Genomic DNA, 20393 nt, shown 5'->3' with positions numbered 1-20393 from the left:
TAGACGTTATGACTCACTCACGTCGCCTGTTCACCTCCGAATCAGTGACCGAAGGACACCCGGACAAAGTCTGTGACCAAATCTCAGACTCGATCCTCGATGCGATCCTCACCGATGACCCCACTGCGCGCGTAGCAGTGGAAACATTAGTGACCACCGGGCTTGTCCACGTTGCAGGCGAAGTTGAAACCGAAGCATATGTCGAAATACCACGACTAGTTCGTGATGTTGTCACCGGAATCGGGTACACCTCCTCAGCCGTGGGATTCGACGGAGCATCCTGTGGTGTGTCCATTTCCATTGGGCAACAATCCCCAGACATCGCCCAGGGCGTCAACACCGCATGGGAAGTGCGTTCCGATGCGGATAGTATCCATGACAAATTCGACAACCAAGGTGCCGGTGACCAGGGCATCATGTTTGGGTATGCAAGCAACGAAACTGATGCACTAATGCCACTACCCATCCATGCATCACACCGACTCGCTGAACGCCTCGCGCACGTGCGTCAACACAACATCGTTGACGGGCTTCGCCCAGATGGAAAAACCCAAGTCACCGTTGCCTACGACGGTCACACCCCCGTGGCGATCGACACCGTTGTTGTTTCCACCCAACATGCCCCAGATCTCAGCCAGGATGACGTCCACGACCGTGTTCGATCGCACGTGATCGAACCAGTTTTGGCCACACTCGATGTTGACACCTCTGATGTGCGTCTCATCATCAACCCGACCGGAAAATTTGTTGTCGGTGGCCCCATGGGTGACGCCGGGTTGACCGGACGCAAGATCATTGTTGACACCTACGGGGGGATGGCCCGCCATGGAGGTGGCGCGTTCTCTGGAAAAGACCCATCAAAGGTTGACCGTTCCGCAGCGTACGCCACCCGGTGGGTGGCAAAAAACGTGGTCGCCGCAGGTCTAGCCAGCCGCTGCGAAATACAGGTGGCTTACGCCATTGGAAAAGCGCACCCCGTGGGGTTGTACGTCGAAACATTTGGAACAAACACCATCGACGAATCGCGTATCCACCAAGCAATCACTAAGGTGTTTGACCTGCGACCAGCAGCAATCATCGAGGAACTCCAACTGCTGCGCCCCATTTACGCACAGACTGCCGCGTACGGCCACTTCGGCCGCGAACATGAGGATTTCACCTGGGAAAACACCGATCGTGTGGACTCGCTCCTCGCCGCGCTCTAGCATGTCAGGTGGTTGACCTTTGTCCACACCCCACAACCCGGGTCCTAGTGATCACAGCAAGTAGGTGACAGGTGACCAACGAGGACAATACCTCACAAGGTGAACTCGATCTGCCTGACCTTGCCCAACCCCGATCACGTCGGCGTAAAACCCGCCTGGGAGCAACCCCGATCGCGCAGTCCTTGCCGGTGGCCCGGGTCATCGTGGAAAAAGTGCCTCCCCACCTTGACCAAGAATTTGATTACCTCGTTCCTGCCTCCATGGACGCAACCGCGGTCCCTGGTGTTCGAGTCAGTGTGCCGTTTGGACGCCAAACTCTTGACGGTTACCTTGTGGAACGTGTCGAAAAAAGCGAGCATGAGGGGAAGCTCGCTTTTCTTCGCAGGGTCATTGGGCGAAGCGTTGTCCCCCCCACACTCATTGATCTAGCCCATGACGTCGCGGAGTATTACGCAGGAAGCGTCTCTGACGTTTTACGACTTGCAGTACCACCGCGACACGCACGCAGTGAACTCGACGAAATCCCCGTCCAACCCGTCGCACCTGCACACTGGGGGAGTGCCACCTGGGATCAGTACCGGGCGGGACCAGCGTTGCTCCGGCGCGTCCAACACGGCGAGGCGGTGCGCGCGGTATGGACTGCACCGATGGGTGTGGCTGACAGCGACAGCTCCACGGTGTGGCCTTTGTGGGCAACTGCTCTTTGTGAACTCGCCGGTGCCGCATTGGCCGGTGGGCGCCGCGTACTCATGATTGTCCCTGACGCCCGGGACGCGACCTATCTTGCCCAGGCACTCCACCACCATGGCGCAAAGCCATGGCAGCCCCCCGCACACGCTCCAGTCGATTCCCCGTCCCGTGACCAAGCACCCACCTTCACCATCCTCACTCACGACATTGGTCCAGGCGCCCGCTACCAACGATTCCAAGCCGCAAGCCAAGGGCAAGTCGATGTGGTCGTCGGCACTCGTGCCGCAGCTTTTGTGCCCGTGCCACAGTTGGGGTTGATGGTGGTGTGGCATGACGGAGACGGGTCGCATCAGGAGTTGCATGCTCCATACCCTCATGTCCGTCAAGTATTGGCGTTGCGGTCAGTGCGGGAGGACGCTGCGTTTGTTGTGGGGGGCGTGGGGCGGTCACTGGTTGCGCAGGGGTGGGTTGATTCTGGGTGGGCGGCCGAGATCGTGGCAGATCGTGATGTGGTACGTGCCTCTTCCCCTCGGGTGCAGCATCTGGGTGATGTGGAGTTAGCGGCAGAGCCAGTGGGCGCGGGACGGTTGCCATCGTTGGTGTGGCGGGAGATCGCGAAGGAAAGCGCACGCGGCCCAGTGTTAGTTCAGGTTCCACGTCGCGGGTTTGTGTCAGGTTTTGTGTGCGCTTCTTGTGGCCAGTTGGCGCGATGCACTGCGTGCCATGGCCCGCTGGGGGTGATGGGGAAGCAACGCGATGTGCAATGCCGGTGGTGTGGTGGGCTAGTTGGCGGGTGGCAGTGTCGGCATTGCGCGTCCTTGACCTGGCGTGCCGTGGGTGTGGGATCTGACCGAACTGCTGAGGAACTCGGCCGGGCATTTCCTGGTGTGGTTGTTCGGGTGTCGGGCCTTGCTAGTGCTGAGGGCGTGTTATCTGAGGTGCCCGATGGGCCCTCAATTGTGGTCGCGACCCCTGGGGCTGAGCCTGTTGTCCGTGGCGGCTATGCGGTGGTTGTTGTCTTGGATGCCCAGGTGTGGGCTGGTTTTGAGGGGGGTGACGGCCCAGTTGAGGTGTTCGATCGGTGGGCTGGCGCCGTGGCGTTGGGCCGTTCGACAGTGCGTGGGGGGCGCGCGTTTATTGTGGGTGAGGGGCCGGGAGTGGCCACGGCTGCGCTGGTGAGGTGCGATGGTGGCTGGTTAGCGCGACGTGAGTATGAGGATCGCCGTGAGGTGGGTTTGCCGCCCAGCGTGCGGATGGTCGCTGTTACGGGGGATGCGGTTGTGGTTGGCGCAATGGTGGAGCGCATTGTGAAAGATTCTGAAGCTCATGTGTTGGGGCCAGTTGATGTGCCGGGGGATTTTGTGGATGTGCCCGCTGCGTTGCGGGAGAGCTTGAGTCGGGTTGTACGGTGTTTGGTGCGTGTACCTGTGGGGCAGGGCCGTGATCTTGCCCGCCGGGTGAAGGCTGCGAAGCGGGTCGCGAGCGCGCGTCGCGAGTTGTCGGTGGTGCAAGTTGTTCTGGATCCCGCTCAGTTGTTGTGAGGTGTGATGTGCGGCTGGGTGTTGGCGGTTGGTGGGTGAGGTTGGCTGGGTGGCCCGTAGGATAGTGCCTATGCGTGTGGTTTTTGCGGGTACTCCTGATGTTGCAGTGCCGTCGTTGGAAGCGTTGGTGGATTCTCCTCACGATGTGGTGGGGGTGATTACTCGTGCCGATGCGCGGGTGGGACGTGGCCGCCGGGTCGCGCCGTCTGCAGTGCGTGCTCGGGCACAGGAGTTAGGGCTTGATGTGTTGACAGTTCCGCCTTCGGCGCAGGAGTTTGTGCCGTGGTTGCGGGAACGTGATGTGGATGTTGTTGCTGTGGTGGCCTATGGGCATTTGTTGCCTGCTTCGGTGTTGTCGGTACCGAAATTTGGGTGGGTGAATCTGCACTTTTCGTTGCTTCCTGCTTGGCGGGGAGCAGCTCCGGTGCAGCGTGCAGTGATGGCGGGTGATGCTGTGACGGGGGCGTCGACTTTCTTGATCGAAGAGGGTATGGATACTGGCCCGGTGTTTGGTGTGATGACGGAAGCGATCCGCCCTACGGACACCAGCGGTGTGTTGCTTGAGCGGCTTGCGGTTGCTGGTGCCCCGTTATTGGTGTCGACGTTGGACGCCATTGAGTCTGGTGACGCCCAACCGGTTGCACAAGACGTTGAGGGCGTGAGTTACGCACCGAAGTTAAACGCTGAGGACGTGCGTGTGGATTGGACACGTCCTGCGCATCTGGTTGATCGTATTATTCGTGGGGGAACGCCGGACCCGGGCGCGTGGACGTTATGGGGTTCTGAGGGTGTGCGTGTTGGTGTTGGACCGGTGGTTGTTGATGGTGGACCGGGCGATGTGGGTTTGGCGCCTGGTCAGTTGCATGTGACCAAGCGTGCTGTGTGGGTGGGCACAGGTAGTGACCCGGTGCGCTTAGGTGAGGTGACTGTTCCTGGTAAGCGGGCTATGCCTGCTTCGGATTGGGCGCGGGGTGCCCGCCTGACGTCGTCAGAGTTTTTTTCTTAATCGTGCTGAAGAAAGGCCATCATGGCTGACCGTAATGATCGTTTTCAGGACCGGGCCCCTCGTGAGCATGGTCACCATCAAGGGCGTCACCAGGATGGTCAGCGCCGTGATGATCGTGGCCGTGAGCGCGGCGCGGCGCGTATGCGCCAGGCAGGGCATCGCAGTCAGGTAGCACCTTCTCAACGTCGTTCGCGGAGCACAACGGCGCGGCAGGTGGCGTTTGAGGTGTTGCGCCAAGTCGCCGACTCTGATGCGTATGCGAACTTGGTTTTACCTCCTGCGTTGCGTCGTGCGCGACTTGAGGGGCGAGACGCAGGGTTTGCCACAGAGTTAGCGTATGGAACGTTGCGGATGCGTGGCTTGTATGACGCGATCATTGCTGCGCACACCACCCGCCCACTTGAGGACATTGATTCCGCGGTTCTTGACTGTTTGCGGTTGGGTGTTCACCAGATTGTGTCGATGCGAGTACCAGCACACGCGGCCGTCTCGGAGACAGTTGGGGTTGCCCGTGACAACATTGGTGCAGGTCCCGCCCAGTTCATTAATGCAGTGTTGCGTTCTATTAGTGAAACTGACAGTGATGAGATCATGGCTAAGGCCGTTGAGGGTTTGGATGAGACACACACATTAGCGGTTCGTCATTCTCACCCGGCGTGGGTGGTGCGTGCTTTGCGTGACGCGTTGGGTGCGCAGGGGCGTGATCGCTCTGAGATTGTGGCGTTGCTTGATGCGGATAACGCGGCACCGGCTGTCACTCTTGTTGCCCGTCCTGGGTTGTCGGATGCGGATGAGTTGGTTGGGTTGATTGAGGACTCAGTGCCTGGGCAGTGGGCACCCACTGCGGTCATCATGCCGGGTACTGATCCTGCGTCTGTTGACGATGTTCGTACTGGTCGGGCGGGTGTTCAGGATGAAGGGTCTCAACTGGTCACGCTCGCGCTTGTCGATGCGCCTCTTGAGGGTCGTGATGAGCGGTGGCTGGATATGTGCGCTGGACCGGGCGGTAAGGCTGCGTTGCTTGGTGCGTTCGCTGATTTGCGGCAGGCGCGCCTGGTGGCTAACGAGGTCCAGCCGCACCGCGCTGAGCTTGTGGAAAAGTCGCTGCGGGCACTTCCGCAAGACGCAATTGAACGTATTCAGGTGTGGGACGGCCGTGAAATTGGGGTCCTCGAGCCAGGAGCGTATGACCGAATCCTTGTTGATGCACCCTGCACCGGGTTGGGGGCGTTACGGCGGCGACCGGAATCTCGTTGGCGGCGTCAAGCTCGCGATGTTGGTGAACTCTCGCAGATTCAAGAGGACCTTCTCGTGTCCGCGTTGCAGGCTGTGCGTGTCGGGGGAGTGGTGGCCTATGTGACATGTTCCCCGCACATCGGCGAAACACGGGTTGCTGTTGATCAGGGAATCAAAAAATTTGGGCCAGACAACGTGGAACGCCTTGATACCCCCAGCGTTGTGCGGCAGATTGCCGGTGATTCAATTGATGTTGGTGACTCCACTGATGTTCAACTGTGGCCGCATGTTCACCAGACAGACGCCATGTACCTCGCTCTGCTTCGACGCATCGGATAAGGAAGAGATATGAGTATTCAGATCGCCCCGTCGATCCTGTCCGCCGATTATGCCAACCTGGAGTCCGAGCTTCACCGAATCACTGAGGCTGACTGGGTGCATGTTGATGTGATGGACAATCATTTCGTCCCGAACCTCACCTGGGGTTTACCGGTTGTGGAACGTATCGCGCAGGTGTCACCTCTTCCGTTAGACACTCACCTCATGATTGACAATGCTGACCGTTGGGCGCCTCAGTACGCTGAAGCGGGATCACACTCAGTGACCTTTCACGCTGAGGCGACACAAGCCCCTGTTCGGTTAGCCAGGGAACTGCGGCGCCAGGGCGCCCGTGCTGGAATCGCACTGCGACCGGCAACGGGCATCGAACCTTACCTTGATTTGCTCCCAGAATTTGACATGGTCCTCATCATGACTGTGGAACCTGGGTTTGGTGGTCAATCTTTCATTGAGTCGATGGTCCACAAAATTCGTCGCACCCGTGCAGCAATCGATGCTAATCAGCTGGATGTGTGGGTTCAGGTTGACGGTGGTATATCCGAGAAGACCATTGACCAAGCTGCTGATGCTGGGGCCAACGTCTTTGTGGCTGGGTCAGCTGTGTTCAACGCGGAGGACATTCCCGCGCAGATTACTACTTTGCGTTCGCTGGCACAGGACCATTACTGCGCTCACTCCTCGCGTCCATCGGCTGGTCACAACGAACCACACCCACCTCACCACGTAAAGTAGGAATAGTGAAAACGTTCGAAGAGCTCTATCAAGAACTCCACACAAAATCAGTGGAACGCCCCCAGGGGTCTGGCACTGTCGACGAACTGGACCGAGGCGTCCACTTCATTGGGAAAAAAATCGTTGAGGAAGCCGCGGAAGTGTGGATGGCCAGCGAGTACCAATCTGATGAGGAAGCCGCCGAAGAGATCTCCCAACTGCTCTACCATACGCAGGTCATGATGATCGCTAAAGGAATCACGCTCGACGACGTCTACAAATACCTGTAACCACAACCGGAAGACACCACCATGTTCCGCATCGCTGTACCCAACAAAGGATCCCTGTCGGAACCCGCAGTCGCCATGCTGCGCGAAGCAGGATACAAACAACGCCGTGACACCCGTGAACTGGTCCTCGCCGACCCGGACAACGGAGTTGAGTTTTTCTTTTTGCGTCCCCGTGACGTTGCCGTCTATGTCGGTGCTGGCACCGTTGACGCGGGAATTACCGGCCGGGACCTACTCCTTGACTCGGGTGCGGAGGCAGTAGAGCATCTGGCGTTGGGTTTTGCACGATCAACATTTCGTTTTGCAGCACCTGCCGGAACAATGACGTCCGTGGAGCAAATCGCCGGACAACGGGTTGCAACGTCCTACAACGTTCTGGTGGCAAACCACCTCGCAGATAAAGGCATCTACCCCAAAGACGTGGTTCATCTCGATGGCGCGGTGGAAAGTTCAGTGAAACTTGGGGTTGCTGACATCATCGCTGACGTCGTCGAAACCGGAACAACACTTCGGGCCGCTGGTCTTGACGTCTTCGGCGAGCCTATTCTCACCTCTGAAGCAGTGCTGATCCGCCCACGCCAAGCAGAAATCAGTGATGGGTTGAACACGCTGACGCGCCGCTTGCAAGGAGTGATGACCGCACATGAATACGTTCTCATGGACTACGACGTGCAAGTAAATCTTGTGGACGCTGCAGTTGCGGTGACACCAGGCCTCGAATCACCCACGGTTTCACCACTACATGACTCCCAATGGGTGGCAGTGCGTGCCATGGTCAAGAAGTCTCAAACCAATAAAGTCATGGACGAACTCTACGCCATTGGGGCACGGGCCATTCTTGTGACAGCTATCGTTGCGTGCCGTCTGTGAGACGCTCATGAGATGAGTTCTTCTTTGTCACTACCTCAGGGAGTCACCGTGGTTCGTCCACGGTGGCTCCTTGCTGTATCTCTCACACTTGCAGTGGTGATCACCGCTGGACTGATTCTCCTTGTCATCTCTGCGCCGGGCGCCCCCGCTGACCAGGGGTATCCGTTGCGTGATGTGATTGCCTGGCTTGTCCTTGGCACGATCGTTGTTGGCCTCCTGCTTCGAACCGCACGCATCGCGCTGATCATCACCGCTGACGGGTTGGTGATCCGCAACTATGGGCGAACCCGAATCGTTGCGTATCCTGCGATTGTCCGAGTCACCTATACCACCGACTCAGACTGGGTTGCGATTGAGACCAACGAAGGCCACCGACACACGATCCAAGCACTACCACGCTCTGAAGGGCGTTCAACCCTTGCGTGGTATGTCTGGCTTGTTGCTGTGGTGAACGACGAAGGCCGTAGCGACAGGTAATGTCACTACGGCCTTCATTATCATTTCACAAGGTCAGATCATGACCATGATGGCTGGTCACGACGTGAACGGTGCCCATCATGGCGCGCTCCACCGCGTTCTGAGCGTCCACCACGGCGGGATGCGCCTGGGTGCGAGTCACGGTATTCATCACGGCCGCCACGGCGGGGGCTTCCCCCACGTGGCCCACCATCATCGAGACGAATCCGCAGAGACTTGGACCCGAGGCGCGCTTTAGCGATGCGTGCCATCGTCGGTTCATCAAGATCAGCTGAAATGTCTACGAGCGAGAAGGTGGCGAACATGTTGATACGGCCCACATCGCTACCACGAAGACCACCTTCATTAGTCAGAGCCCCGACAATGCCGCGTGGTTGCGCTCCATCGTTGTAACCCACTGCAATACGGTAGGTTGTTCCCTCACCATCACGTGAACGCGCCGGGCGACCGGAACGTTCCCGAGCTGGACGATCTGACCTGCCGCGGTCATCACCACGTGTCCGCGAAGACGCTTGTCGGCGAGAGGACGCCTCGTCAGCAACTTGGCGTTCGTACTCTTCTTGGTCGGCGCGTGCCCGAGGGCCAGAGTCACCCACTGCGAGCGCTGCGAGTGCTGCCGCAACTGTTGTTGCGGAGTGTTCACTGTCTGCGAGGTAGGAGTCGATGAGTTGTTCGTACATGGACAACCGGCCAGCCTCGATGCGGGTGGAAAGGTTGGTCAGCATCGTCCGCATTTTGTGCTCAGAGACATCTGCGGGGGAGGGGATGGGAATTTCTTTGAGTTCTGTGCGGATGGTGCGTTCGATGGATCGCAGTTTTCCGCGTTCGGCTGGGGTGATAAAGGACAGGGCGCGTCCTTGACGGCCCGCGCGTCCTGTGCGTCCGATTCGGTGGACGTATGCTTCTGGTTCGCCGGGAATGTCGAAGTTGACGACTAGTCCGATGCGGTCGACGTCGAGGCCTCGTGCGGCAACGTCGGTGGCGACGAGGACGTCGAGTTGGCCGTTGCGGAGACGTTCTACGATTTTTTCACGGTCTTTTTGTGGTACGTCACCTGAGATTGTCGCGGCAGAGACGCCTCGTTCGATGAGTGCAGCTCCCACTTCTTCAGCAGCTCCACGGGTACGGCAGAAGACGATGGCGGCTTCGACGTCTGAGGTTGCCAACACGCGGTAGAGCGAACCGGTTTTGTGGCGGAATGGGACGACTGCGTATTCCTGGTCGATTGCGGTGACGGTTGTGGATTGACGTGCGACCGCGATTTCGACTGGATTGGTGAGGTGTCGTTGCGCAACTCGGCGGATGGCAGGGGGCATCGTGGCAGAAAACAGGGCGACTTGGCGATCCGCAGGTGTTTCTGAGAAGACTTTCTCTACGTCGTCTGCAAACCCCATGCGCAGCATTTCGTCTGCTTCGTCAAGGACGAGGAATCGAACCTGTGACAGGTCGAGGGTGCCTCGTTCGATGTGGTCGATGACGCGCCCGGGTGTTCCCACAACCACGTGAACCCCTGTTTTGAGGGCGCGAATTTGGGGAGGGTAGGGAGATCCGCCGTAGACGGCGAGGGTTTCCAAACCTGGCATGTGGCGGGCAAAGGACTCAATTGCCTCTGATACTTGGATGGCGAGCTCACGGGTAGGCGCCAAGACGAGGGCTTGTACTTGCCGTACTGAGGTGTCGATGCTGGCAAGTAGTGGGATGCCGAATGCTGCGGTTTTTCCAGTACCGGTTTGGGCGATACCGGTGATGTCGCGGCCTTCAAAGAGGACGGGGATTGCTTGTTGCTGGATTTTGGAGGGCACCGTGAAGCCAAGGTCATCAACTGCGCGTTGAATTTGGTTGGGGAGGTTCAGGTCAGCAAATGTGAGTTCTGCGGTGTCAACAGGGGAGGCAGGTGCAGTGGTGTGTGTGTCAAGTTGGTCAGTCACGAGTGAAGTGCCTTCGTTTTGAGAAACATGGTCGTGGCACACGTGTGAACAGTGCTCAGAACTGAACTGAACACTCATGATCATTGGTCAAGATCTCTTGTGGCTCCGGTCAGGAACTCATCCTGGGGAGCGACCCACAACGTGCGACATGCAGAGGCGTGCCAGTGAAACCTGGGCACGTCACGTCGCGTTGTCCGAGAACACAAGGAGGCCATCTATTGGGCCGAGAACACACGCACTGGCGGATGTCAGCGACGCACTGCGTTCTTTCAGTTTACGGTGTGGGCGAACAATTCGGCACCTGGTGGGTCGGTGAGTTCGACCACAAGCCCAGCCCACTAGGATGGAAATGAGTAGTTTAGCGAGGGGAGAGGAGGGCTGGCATGAGTGCAACACGCGGATTGGTGTGGACGGTCCCCAATGTCATTTCTGTGATGAGACTAGTGCTCATTCCGGTGTTTGCAGTGCTCATGTTGCAAGGTCAGCATGCTGCCGCGCTCATCGTTGTGGCGCTGTCATCAGTGTCCGATTGGGCTGATGGGTACATTGCCCGGAGATTCAACCAAGTCTCAGAGCTCGGCAAGACGCTCGACCCCATTGCTGATCGATGTTTTATTGTTGTCACGCTTGGTGTTTTTGTTGTGAAAGACATGATCCCGTGGGGGTTGTTCACTGTTGTGCTGGCGCGTGACCTCGTCATGGTTGTGCTTGTTGCGCTGATCGCTCGTGCCGGGTACCCCCCGCTTGCTGTGACCATAGTCGGTAAAGCAGCGACTTTGTTCCTCCTGTTCGCTTTTCCTTTGTACATTGTGTCGATCATGAGTATTTTCCCGGCAGGTTTGACTGATGCTGCTGGTGTTGCAGCGTGGATGTTCGCTATTGTCGGAGCTGTTCTTTATTGGGTTTCCGCTGGGCAGTATCTTATTGCGGGACGTGCGCTTCTTCGTTCGGACACCACCACCTCATGACTCATCAACGCCCGGACCACACTGACCGGCCACCAGCTGACGCATCGATGTCGTTGCTCAACGAGATCATGCGCAACCCGTTGGATTTGGGGTACTCTGCGGCGGCTCGTCGGCGCACCCGGCAGGACTTAGCTGGAGCCTCCAAAACCTCATCGCATATGTCGCGGGTGGTGGTACTCGTGGTTTCTCTTGCCTTGGGTGTCACAACAACCATGGCGATTAAGGAACTGCGAGCTCGCGACGAAGTCATCTCCTCTGCCCGCACACTTCTTGTCGACGAAATTACCGAAAGACAAGAAACCCGTGCATCTCTTGAAGAACTTGCTGCGCAACGTCAACAATCCGTGGATCAACTTCGGTCCCAGATCTTGGAGGAGCAAGAACCAGAACTCATCTCGCAGGTGACCACAGATCAACTGAGATCCGGTGTGTTACCCGTGCAAGGTCCGGGGGTAAAAATTACGGTTCGTGATGGCTCAGGAGCTGACCTCGACGCGAACCGTCGGGTTCACGACGCTGACATTCGAGTGGTTGTGAACGGCCTGTGGTCTCTTGGGGCTGAAGCGATCACAATCAACGGTCAACGTCTCACCACGACGAGCGCGATCCGTAGCGCAGGTGCAGCTATTCTTGTTGATCTTACCGGCGTGTCAGCTCCCTACCGCATCGAAGCGATTGGGGACCCGGACGTTTTTGACCAACAGTTCCCTACGTCTGCGGCCGCGGAGCAACTCGAAGCTCTCAACGATTCCTTCGGTATTACCTGGGAGATTGAACGGCAAGACGCCATCAGTGCACCAGCAGGATCCAACCGATCGTTGATTCATGCGAGCCCTGTTACTGACGAGTCCTCATGACCCCTCCCATCACCCCTTCAGTACCCCATAAGGTAGAACAGTGATCCCTTTTCTTGGTTTAGCCATTGGTGTTATCGCAGGCCTCGTCCTCGAACCAACAGTACCTAGCTATCTCCAGCCCTACCTGCCCATCGCAGTCGTTGCAGCGCTTGATGCGCTCTTTGGCGGATTTCGGGCCCTCCTTGATGGCTTATTTGATGACCGGGTCTTCCTGATTTCGTTCTTATCAAACGTGGTAGTTGCTGCATTTATTGTGTTTCTCGGTGACCAAATCGGGGTAGGAAGCCAACTATCAACCGGCGTCATTGTCGTTCTTGGCATCCGAATCTTCTCGAACGTGGCAGCGATTCGTCGTCACATCTTCAAAGCGTGAGGCACCAATGACCACACCCTCATCAACACCACCCACGCCGCAGTCTCCACCGGAATGCGAGACAGTCACGGACGCACCTGACCAGTTACACGACGAAGTAGCCATACCGTCTGCTCAGGCGGCAGCTGGGTCCGCAAGCGACCAGGAGACCACACCATCTGACCAGACGACAGCCACATTCGCTGATGACCACACCGAACCGGACCCCTTGAATTCGAAGGCACCAGAGTTAGAGGACCCGGAGCGAGAAGACGCTTCGGAAAGTCCGCCAACCGCGCCAGCGCCGCCGGTGAGTCAAAAGAGGGCGTTGATCCGGCTTTTGCAGCCGCGAGCAACACGCGCCCAGTTTCTCTCCGCTGCACTGTTGGGGTTGCTGGGATTTGCTCTCGTTGTGCAACTACAAGTGCAACAGCAAGATGAACTGGCAACGCTTCGAGAAAGCGACCTTGTCAACCTGCTTGATGACGTCACACGCAGGAACTCCGATCTGGAAGACGACATCGTTCGGCTTAGAGCGTTGGAAAGTGAACTGCGATCTGGTTCTTCCAGCCAGCGTGCCGCAATCGAAGCGGCACGGGAGAATGTGACGACTCAAGGTATCTTGGCAGGTCGTTTACCAGCACAGGGACCAGGAGTCACCATTCTCTTGACAGATGGTGACGAGCGTTTGCCCGCCGCGACGTTATTCAACGTGCTAGAAGAGTTACGCAACGCTGGAGCAGAAGTCATTGAAATTAATGGGATTCGTCTCGTCACTGACAGCTATTTTATTGATGACACCCAAGGGGTCGAGGTTGACGGAACGGTCATCACCGAGCCCTATATTTGGAAGGCAATCGGTGCCCCTGACACCCTTGTTCCAGCCCTAGAAATCCCGGGCGGTGCCATGGCCTCTGTTCGATCTCGAGGGGGACAAGCCACCATCACGGAAGCAGAATCGGTGCTCATCGAGGCTGTTGTCGAACCCGAAATACCAGAATATGCGCAGGCCACGCCCAAAAACGATTAACTTCTCTTCAGAGAAAACCGCCATCGTTGTTGTGGAAAAGATCGTGGCAGGGTGAGGAAAAACTCAGTATGCTTGTCACACAGCAGCGACAAGGTCGCTGGTCGACGTCAGACAGGCAAGCAGGGGACCTGAACAGCGTGAACGCGCAACTCACACCGTGGAGGACATGATGAATCGCCAAACACCGCACAACCCACACCTCGATGGCGAGCAACCTATGTCTGACACGACAATGACGTTCGCTTCGATCAACGCGCTCGACGAGGCGATGAACGTGGCAGCCGCTGCGCCTGAGGTTCGTGAGTATGTTGCTGGTCTTCCTCGAGGATCAGCGCTTCTGGTCGTTCAAGCAGGCAAAACGTTCACCGAACGCTTCCTGCTGGACGCTGACAGAGTTGTTGCAGGTCGCAGCGAGGACGCGGACATTTTCCTCAATGATGTCACTGTCTCGCGGACGCATGCTGAGTTCATCCGTCACGGGGATCAGTTTGAGGTGAGAGATGCAGGTTCACTCAATGGAACCTACATCAACCGGGATCGTATTGATAGCTACACCCTCAAAAACGGCGATGAACTCCAAATCGGCAAATACCGCATGATCTACTATGTCAGCCCGTTATCTCAGTTGCCGTCGAAGCCTGCACAAGGCCAGTGAGGGATATGGGATCAACTTCCCCTGAAAGCCACAGTGCCTCTGCGCCCTCCCCTCACCAACCACAATCGCTGCGGGTCCTCTCCACATGGCCGCACGATGTGTCTCACCGCGCCACAATGCGCATCTCTGATGTTCTTGCATCCCTACGTTCAGAGTTCCCTACGGTGTCGCACTCTAAGCTCCGTTTCCTCGAAGTGCAGGGGCTGATCTCGCCAGAGCGCACTGCCTCTGGGTACCGCCAGTACTCGCTTGCTGACATTGAACGTCTGCGGTTTATTTTGAGTGCTCAACGAGATCACTACTTGCCCCTCAAGGTCATCAAGGACCAATTAAACGAGCTTGATACGTTGGGCCTTGCAGCCCATTCTCCTTCTCATCCCTGCGCAGACCGTGACGGACACGAAGCGCATGCGTCGGTGACCCACCTGGGCTCTTTGGCCAGGATTGCAGGGGTGTCTCAGAGCGTGATTGATGACCTTGTGGAGGCCCAACTGCTTGACATTAATGCAGATGGCAGCCCTAAAACCCATGATCATAATCGAGTTATTGCCCATGTGGCGTCGGAACTGTCTGACTACGGGATCGAGGGACGTCACCTACGCCCCATGCGGCACGCGGCTCAACGTCAGGCTGCGTTAGCGCAGCAGGTGGCTGCGTCACGGCGCGCATATCGCCGTGGATCGGATGGGTCACAAACTCTCAAGGACCAGGCCAATCAGGTGGGTCATTTGCTCGCTCAACTCCATTCGGCCTGGATTGGTGCGGAAATCTCTGCGACAAATCAGAACCCTAAATAGGGTCTATTGGCACACATGGAGCGACACGCTCATTGCGGCAAATGCTGATGTCGTTGACCAGGTGGGTCTGCGACTCTAGCGTTGGAGAAGAACCCACCCCTCATTCCACGCGTCGACCGGGTGACCGCCTCGACGCTCTCCTTGTGGAGGTCAATGTGAACGATCGCGTCGAGCCGAAGGGCAATATTACCCAGGCAGCACTTGTGCGATCCCAGGGGACCCTTTTCGGTGATTCCTGTGAGGATCTTGATCCTCAATCAGGTTATCGCGGCCCCACAGCTTGCCGTGTCGCCGGAATCACTTACCGGCAACTCGACTACTGGGCGCGTACTGGACTCGTTGCGCCAACTGTGCGCCCAGCAACGGGCTCAGGGACCCACCGGCTGTACTCTTTCCGAGACATTCTTGTGTTGAAGGTCGTCAAACGACTCCTTGACACGGGGGTTTCCCTGCAACAAATCCGTATCGCAGTGGAACAATTACGCGAACGTGGAATCGGGGATCTTGCCCAAATCACCTTAATGAGTGACGGGGCGTCGGTGTACGAATGCACATCGTCTGACGAGGTGATTGATCTCGTCCAGGGTGGTCAAGGTGTCTTTGGTATTGCAGTGGGACGGGTATGGCGGGAAGTTGAAGGTTCGCTGTCGATGCTGCCTGCCGAACGGCTTGATGACGAAGTCGACGCATCCATGCCAGATGAACTCGCTGCGCGCCGTGCGCAACGAAGGACCGCTGGGTAACCGTTCGTCACAGTGATGCACCGCCCATGATGGGGAATGTAACACGAGCACGTACTGCTAGTTTGTGCTCCCCACTGAGGTGTCGGTGTGAGCGGGTTCCGTACTGACCGTGAGCGCTGCTGCGAATGCTTCTGTTAACGACTCAGTGACGTCGTCGTTTGTCTGCGACAGGTGGTGCGTGAGGTGCTCTGGCACAGGGGAGTGGAGAGCCTGGAGCGCGCGGGCGAGCACATGATCGAAGCGCTGAGCAAGATCACGTGCTGCTCTCGATGGCCAAGCATGAATAGGGCTTCCGGCGCCTTGCGCTTGTTGGAGAGCGGCGCGCTCAGGAATGTACGTGGGCATAATCAGTGGCCCAAACATGTCAGTCAGTTCTTCGTATCGGTATGCCTGCTCTGAGGATTGAGGGCGAACACGGTTCACAAGAACACCCAGCGGTGCGAGGTCCGGTGCGCTGGTTGTTCGAATGTCCTCAATGGCGTGAAAAGCACGCACTGCTGCGGAGACGGAGAACAGCCCGAGCTCGGTGACAATGAGAGCACGGTGGCTGGCTGTGAGGCCTTGGCGGGTGAGCCCGCCAAGGGATGGGGGACAGTCAATGAGAATGAGATCGTAGTCATCGTGGACATGCGCCAATGCGGTTGTCAGTCGGTTAAGTCGATGCGCATAGGTGGGGCCATCATGGCGGGCAGATTCTTGCGATCCGCACAATACATGGAGTTGTTCGGGATTCCACGGTGAGGGGGCGATCGCTGATCGCAACACAAACAGTGAGGGGTTGTCGAGCACTTCCGCAACGCAATTGGTTGTGGAGTCGGCAACGCCAAGGGAAAGCGTTGTGTCGCCTTGTGGGTCGAGGTCAACCACAAGGACTTTGAGGCGGGCGTACAAGGCTGCCGAGGCAATGCCAAGGGTGACGGATGTCTTTCCGACTCCGCCTTTGAGGCTGCATACTCCGAGAATTGCCACAAGCCAACCTTAACGTGTTTGCTTAGTTTTCCGCTTGACCTATCGGCAAGAAAGGGGGTTGACATGATGCATTTGAACAAATCTATGCACGTCGATGACTGTTTCGTTGTACCGACTGGCGGATACTGGCTTACAAGAGGTGGTGGCCGTGGGAAGATAATGACGGGGAGTTGCCCTATGTCTCCCTGTGCCCGAATGTTAGTTCGAACTGGTGCAGAGTGTGCAGAGAGTTCTGTGTGCCTGACTGGTCTCGACGAATGATGAGGTGTTGAGTGTTCGAGAAAGTACTCGTCGCGAACCGTGCTGAGATTGCTGTTCGTGCTTTTCGTGCAGCGTTTGAGATGGGATCGCGCACTGTTGCGGTTTTCCCTCAAGAAGATCGAAATTCTGAGCACCGTTTAAAAGCGGATGAGGCCTACCTCATTGGTGACCCTGGTCAACCTGTTCGTGCTTACCTCAATATTGAAGAGATCATCCGGGTCGCCGAGCTCGCTGGCGCTGATGCTGTGTACCCGGGGTATGGGTTCTTGTCAGAGAATCCTCAGTTTGCGCGCGCGTGCCGCGACAAAGGGTTGACCTTCGTTGGTCCGCCTGCGGAAGTTCTTGAACTTGCTGGCAACAAGGTAGCCGCATTGAAGGCAGCCCGCGAAGCAGGTATTCCCGTGTTGGCGTCAAGTGAACCGTCGTCAGACATTGAGTATTTGATGTCCGCAGCGCACGAGATCGGTTTCCCCGTCTTCTGCAAGGCGGTTGCTGGTGGCGGTGGGCGTGGAATGCGTCGTGTGGATCGACCAGAGGATCTTCAACAGTCTCTTGAATCGGCGATGCGTGAGGCGGAGGGGGCTTTTGGTGACCCCACGATGTTTGTTGAGCAGGCTGTGTTGCGCCCTCGACACATCGAGGTGCAAATCCTTGCTGATGGGCAGGGAAATGTGGTTCATCTTTTTGAGCGTGATTGTTCGGTGCAGCGTCGTCATCAGAAGGTTATTGAGATTGCGCCTGCTCCCAACCTTGACCCTGATATTCGTGATGCGCTGTGCCGTGACGCGGTGAAGTTTGCGAAATCAATTGGTTACCAAAACGCTGGAACGGTGGAGTTCCTTGTCGATACGGCGGGGGAGCGTGCTGGTCAGCATGTGTTCATCGAGATGAACCCGCGTATCCAGGTAGAGCACACGGTCACTGAAGAGGTCACGGACATCGACCTGGTGTCCTCTCAGATGCGTATTGCGGCAGGTGAGTCGCTTGCCGACCTGGGAATCTCTCAGGAGACTGTGCAAGTCAACGGTTTTGCGTTGCAGTCGCGGATTACGACCGAGGATCCTGCCAATGGTTTCCGACCGGACACGGGGCGCATCGTTGCGTATCGTTCACCGGGTGGAGCTGGTGTGCGTCTCGATGGAGCGACGGCGACCGCCGGTTCGCAGATTACCGGGCACTTTGACTCAATGCTGGTGAAGTTGACGTGTCGTGGGCGTGACTTCGACACCGCTGTTCGGCGTGCTCGCCGAGCGTTAGCAGAGTTCCGTATTCGTGGCATTCGGACAAATATTCCGTTCTTGCAGGCTGTTCTTGCGGACGATGAGTTTGCTGCTGGACAGTTGGCAACATCATTCATTGATGAGCGTCCTGAGTTGTTGTCTGCTCGTGCTTCTGCTGACCGGGGCACGAAACTGTTGCAGTTCTTGGGTGATGTTACTGTGAACCGCCCGCATGGGGAACCATTTGGTGCTGTTGACCCGCAGGTCAAGCTGCCTGAGCTTGATCTGTCGCACCCAGTTCCAGCGGGTATGCGCGATAAGTTGTTGGAACTTGGCCCTGAGGGTTTTGCCCGTGCGCTTCGTGAGCAGCAGGCTCTCGCAGTGACAGATACGACGTTCCGTGATGCACATCAGTCGTTGTTGGCTACTCGTGTGCGGACACGTGATCTTCTCAATGTGGCTCCGCATGTTTCCCGTTTAACTCCGCAGTTGCTGTCAGTGGAAGCGTGGGGTGGGGCAACATATGACGTTGCTTTGCGGTTCCTTGGTGAGGATCCGTGGAAACGTTTGGAGCAGTTGCGTGAGGCAATGCCGAACGTTCCGATTCAGATGTTGTTGCGCGGGCGGAATACGGTGGGCTATACCCCGTATCCGGCGGAAGTGACAGACGCTTTCGTGGCGGAGGCTGCTGCTACTGGTGTGGATATCTTCCGCATTTTTGATGCGCTCAATGACGTTGAGCAGATGCTGCCTGCTATTGAGGCAGTTCGACGCACGGGTACTGCTGTTGCCGAAGTGGCATTGTGCTACACCGGTGATTTGTTGGATCCTCGGGAAACTCTCTACACGCTGGATTACTACCTGGACTTGGCGCAGCGGATCGTTGATGCTGGTGCGCACATCATTGGCATTAAGGACATGGCTGGGCTCTTGCGTCCGGCGGCTGCTGAGCGGCTGGTGACTGCACTCCGCGAGCGTTTTGACGTGCCGGTTCATCTGCACACACATGACACCACCGGCGGTCAGATGGCGACTCTTCTTGCGGCTGCCCGCGCTGGGGTCGATGCTGTTGACGTGGCTAACGCTGCGATGGCAGGTACCACCTCGCAACCGCCTTTGTCTGCTTTGGTAGCAGCTTTTGAGCACACTGATCGTGACACGGGATTGTCACTTCGGGCAGTGTGCGACTTGGAGCCGTACTGGGAAGCGGTGCGTGTCCTTTACCGCCCGTTTGAATCCGGGTTGACTGGGCCAACTGGGCGTGTCTACACCCACGAAATCCCCGGTGGTCAACTATCAAACCTTCGTCAGCAAGCAGTGGCGCTGGGGTTGTCGGGGCACTTTGAAGAAATTGAGGCAATGTACGCCGCAGCGGACCGGATGCTTGGTCGCTTGGTGAAGGTCACCCCATCGTCCAAGGTGGTTGGTGACCTGGCATTGCAACTGGTTGCGCAAGGTGTTGATCCTGCAGAATTTGCGGAGAACCCGCAGAAGTTCGACATTCCTGACTCTGTCATCGGATTCCTTGGTGGCGAGTTGGGTGACCCGCCAGGGGGGTGGCCGGAACCGTTCCGGTCAAAGGCGCTTGCCGGGCGTTCAGCACGCCGTGGGGTGACTCCACTGACAGAAGATGATCGCCGAGAGCTTGCAGGTAGCTCACAGGAACGTCGGAACCGATTGAACCACTTGCTCTTCCCCGCGCCCACCAAGGAGTACGAACAGGTACAGGACAAGTACGGGGATGTATCAGTTCTTGCTACGAGCGAGTACCTGTATGGTTTGGTCACTGACCAAGAGGTGGACATCCCGTTGGAGAAGGGTGTTCGACTGCTGGTTGGCCTAGAAGCGGTGGGTGAACCGGACCCTCAAGGGTTGCGCACGGTCATGTTCACGCTCAATGGTCAGTTGCGGCCAATTCAGATTCGTGATGAGTCAGTAGAGGTTGTTTCTGCTTCTGTGGAGAAGGCTGAGCCGCATGTTCCCGGTCAAATCGGTGCTCCGTATGCTGGATCGGTGACGTTAGCTGTGCAAGAGGGCCAGAAGGTCGAGCCTGGGCAAACAGTGGCAACTATTGAGGCGATGAAGATGGAAGCGTCCATTACGACGCCTATTGCTGGGACTGTGCGCCGTCTTGCCATCGGGCAGGTACAGCAACTTGAGGGCGGAGACCTCATCCTGGTGATCGGTTAACCACGTCTGACCGCGAGAAAACGCCGGGTAGCTTCGAGGAGATGGAAGCTACCCGGCG

The 20393-nt window shown here is 57.3% G+C and carries 18 protein-coding genes; 16 read left to right on the top strand and 2 right to left on the bottom strand.

Annotated elements, in window-relative coordinates; genetic code table 11:
* Positions 1 to 8 precede the first annotated feature (8 nt).
* From metK to JDEN_RS06590, 8 genes are all read left to right on the top strand, one after another.
* Positions 9 to 1205, top strand: a complete 1197-nt coding sequence (gene metK / locus JDEN_RS06625; RefSeq protein ID WP_015771599.1) for a methionine adenosyltransferase — start codon at positions 9 to 11, stop codon at positions 1203 to 1205.
* Positions 1206 to 1276: 71 nt separating this feature from the next.
* The gene (locus JDEN_RS06620; RefSeq protein WP_015771598.1) at positions 1277 to 3436 is read left to right on the top strand and encodes a primosomal protein N' family DNA-binding protein; all 2160 of its coding nucleotides are present in this window, start codon (positions 1277 to 1279) and stop codon (positions 3434 to 3436) included.
* Between the two features lie 70 nt (positions 3437 to 3506).
* Positions 3507 to 4442 (top strand): methionyl-tRNA formyltransferase, encoded by a 936-nt coding sequence (fmt, locus tag JDEN_RS06615; protein WP_015771597.1) that lies wholly within the window; start codon positions 3507 to 3509, stop codon positions 4440 to 4442.
* 21 nt (positions 4443 to 4463) lie between these two features.
* Positions 4464 to 6017, top strand: a complete 1554-nt coding sequence (locus tag JDEN_RS06610) for an RsmB/NOP family class I SAM-dependent RNA methyltransferase (RefSeq protein ID WP_015771596.1) — start codon at positions 4464 to 4466, stop codon at positions 6015 to 6017.
* Between the two features lie 9 nt (positions 6018 to 6026).
* Positions 6027 to 6749 carry a ribulose-phosphate 3-epimerase gene (rpe, locus tag JDEN_RS06605; protein WP_015771595.1) on the top strand — a complete coding sequence of 241 codons (723 nt, stop codon included), beginning with the start codon at positions 6027 to 6029 and terminating at the stop codon, positions 6747 to 6749.
* Between the two features lie 5 nt (positions 6750 to 6754).
* Positions 6755 to 7018, top strand: coding sequence for a phosphoribosyl-ATP diphosphatase (locus tag JDEN_RS06600; protein ID WP_015771594.1), 264 nt, complete (start codon positions 6755 to 6757; stop codon positions 7016 to 7018).
* Between the two features lie 21 nt (positions 7019 to 7039).
* The gene (gene hisG / locus JDEN_RS06595) at positions 7040 to 7888 is read left to right on the top strand and encodes an ATP phosphoribosyltransferase (protein ID WP_015771593.1); all 849 of its coding nucleotides are present in this window, start codon (positions 7040 to 7042) and stop codon (positions 7886 to 7888) included.
* 12 nt (positions 7889 to 7900) lie between these two features.
* Positions 7901 to 8365 carry a PH domain-containing protein gene (locus JDEN_RS06590; protein WP_083775128.1) on the top strand — a complete coding sequence of 155 codons (465 nt, stop codon included), beginning with the start codon at positions 7901 to 7903 and terminating at the stop codon, positions 8363 to 8365.
* A gap of 38 nt (positions 8366 to 8403) precedes the next feature.
* Here the strand turns inward: JDEN_RS06590 and JDEN_RS06585 are convergent, their stop codons facing one another.
* Complete coding sequence (locus JDEN_RS06585) at positions 8404 to 10377, bottom strand: DEAD/DEAH box helicase (RefSeq protein ID WP_015771591.1); 1974 nt, start codon at positions 10375 to 10377, stop codon at positions 8404 to 8406.
* 299 nt (positions 10378 to 10676) lie between these two features.
* Between JDEN_RS06585 and JDEN_RS06580 the strand changes: the two genes are divergently transcribed.
* The 7 genes from JDEN_RS06580 to JDEN_RS06550 all read left to right on the top strand — a co-directional run bounded on the left by JDEN_RS06580 (position 10677) and on the right by JDEN_RS06550 (position 15695).
* The gene (locus JDEN_RS06580; RefSeq protein ID WP_015771590.1) at positions 10677 to 11261 is read left to right on the top strand and encodes a CDP-alcohol phosphatidyltransferase family protein; all 585 of its coding nucleotides are present in this window, start codon (positions 10677 to 10679) and stop codon (positions 11259 to 11261) included.
* On the top strand, positions 11258 to 12118 hold the full coding sequence (locus JDEN_RS06575; protein ID WP_015771589.1) for a DUF881 domain-containing protein: 861 nt from the start codon (positions 11258 to 11260) through the stop codon (positions 12116 to 12118). The genes JDEN_RS06580 and JDEN_RS06575 overlap by 4 nt, the downstream gene beginning before the upstream one ends.
* A gap of 40 nt (positions 12119 to 12158) precedes the next feature.
* Positions 12159 to 12491: a small basic family protein gene (locus tag JDEN_RS06570; RefSeq protein WP_015771588.1), complete on the top strand. Its 333-nt coding sequence runs from the start codon at positions 12159 to 12161 to the stop codon at positions 12489 to 12491.
* A 7-nt stretch (positions 12492 to 12498) separates the two neighbouring features.
* Positions 12499 to 13500, top strand: a complete 1002-nt coding sequence (locus tag JDEN_RS06565) for a DUF881 domain-containing protein (protein WP_015771587.1) — start codon at positions 12499 to 12501, stop codon at positions 13498 to 13500.
* Positions 13501 to 13669: 169 nt separating this feature from the next.
* Entirely contained in the window at positions 13670 to 14155 is a 486-nt protein-coding gene (locus JDEN_RS06560) for an FHA domain-containing protein (protein WP_015771586.1), read from the top strand.
* Between the two features lie 116 nt (positions 14156 to 14271).
* Positions 14272 to 14952, top strand: a complete 681-nt coding sequence (gene ftsR, locus JDEN_RS06555) for a transcriptional regulator FtsR (RefSeq protein ID WP_169304103.1) — start codon at positions 14272 to 14274, stop codon at positions 14950 to 14952.
* A gap of 155 nt (positions 14953 to 15107) precedes the next feature.
* Positions 15108 to 15695, top strand: a complete 588-nt coding sequence (locus JDEN_RS06550) for a MerR family transcriptional regulator (protein WP_015771584.1) — start codon at positions 15108 to 15110, stop codon at positions 15693 to 15695.
* 57 nt (positions 15696 to 15752) lie between these two features.
* Here JDEN_RS06550 and JDEN_RS06545 read toward each other — a convergent pair whose 3' ends face one another.
* A complete protein-coding gene (locus tag JDEN_RS06545; protein WP_015771583.1) occupies positions 15753 to 16664 on the bottom strand; it encodes a ParA family protein in 912 nt (303 codons plus the stop codon).
* A 272-nt stretch (positions 16665 to 16936) separates the two neighbouring features.
* Between JDEN_RS06545 and JDEN_RS06540 the strand changes: the two genes are divergently transcribed.
* Positions 16937 to 20335 carry a pyruvate carboxylase gene (locus tag JDEN_RS06540; RefSeq protein ID WP_015771582.1) on the top strand — a complete coding sequence of 1133 codons (3399 nt, stop codon included), beginning with the start codon at positions 16937 to 16939 and terminating at the stop codon, positions 20333 to 20335.
* Positions 20336 to 20393 lie beyond the last annotated feature (58 nt).

Origin of the sequence: Jonesia denitrificans DSM 20603, assembly GCF_000024065.1 — a bacterium.
Lineage (GTDB): Bacteria > Actinomycetota > Actinomycetes > Actinomycetales > Cellulomonadaceae > Jonesia > Jonesia denitrificans.
This window is presented reverse-complemented; position numbering and strand designations above follow the sequence as displayed.

Bases quoted from the DNA above. Each gene is read 5' to 3' on its own strand.
- metK (WP_015771599.1), top strand. From the start codon at position 9: ATGACTCACTCACGTCGCCTGTTCACCTCCGAATCAGTGACCGAAGGA.
- fmt (WP_015771597.1), top strand. From the start codon at position 3,507: ATGCGTGTGGTTTTTGCGGGTACTCCTGATGTTGCAGTGCCGTCGTTG.
- JDEN_RS06610 (WP_015771596.1), top strand. From the start codon at position 4,464: ATGGCTGACCGTAATGATCGTTTTCAGGACCGGGCCCCTCGTGAGCAT.
- rpe (WP_015771595.1), top strand. From the start codon at position 6,027: ATGAGTATTCAGATCGCCCCGTCGATCCTGTCCGCCGATTATGCCAAC.
- hisG (WP_015771593.1), top strand. From the start codon at position 7,040: ATGTTCCGCATCGCTGTACCCAACAAAGGATCCCTGTCGGAACCCGCA.
- JDEN_RS06590 (WP_083775128.1), top strand. From the start codon at position 7,901: ATGAGTTCTTCTTTGTCACTACCTCAGGGAGTCACCGTGGTTCGTCCA.
- JDEN_RS06585 (WP_015771591.1), bottom strand. From the start codon at position 10,377: ATGATCATGAGTGTTCAGTTCAGTTCTGAGCACTGTTCACACGTGTGC.
- JDEN_RS06580 (WP_015771590.1), top strand. From the start codon at position 10,677: ATGAGTGCAACACGCGGATTGGTGTGGACGGTCCCCAATGTCATTTCT.
- JDEN_RS06575 (WP_015771589.1), top strand. From the start codon at position 11,258: ATGACTCATCAACGCCCGGACCACACTGACCGGCCACCAGCTGACGCA.
- JDEN_RS06565 (WP_015771587.1), top strand. From the start codon at position 12,499: ATGACCACACCCTCATCAACACCACCCACGCCGCAGTCTCCACCGGAA.
- JDEN_RS06560 (WP_015771586.1), top strand. From the start codon at position 13,670: ATGAATCGCCAAACACCGCACAACCCACACCTCGATGGCGAGCAACCT.
- ftsR (WP_169304103.1), top strand. From the start codon at position 14,272: ATGCGCATCTCTGATGTTCTTGCATCCCTACGTTCAGAGTTCCCTACG.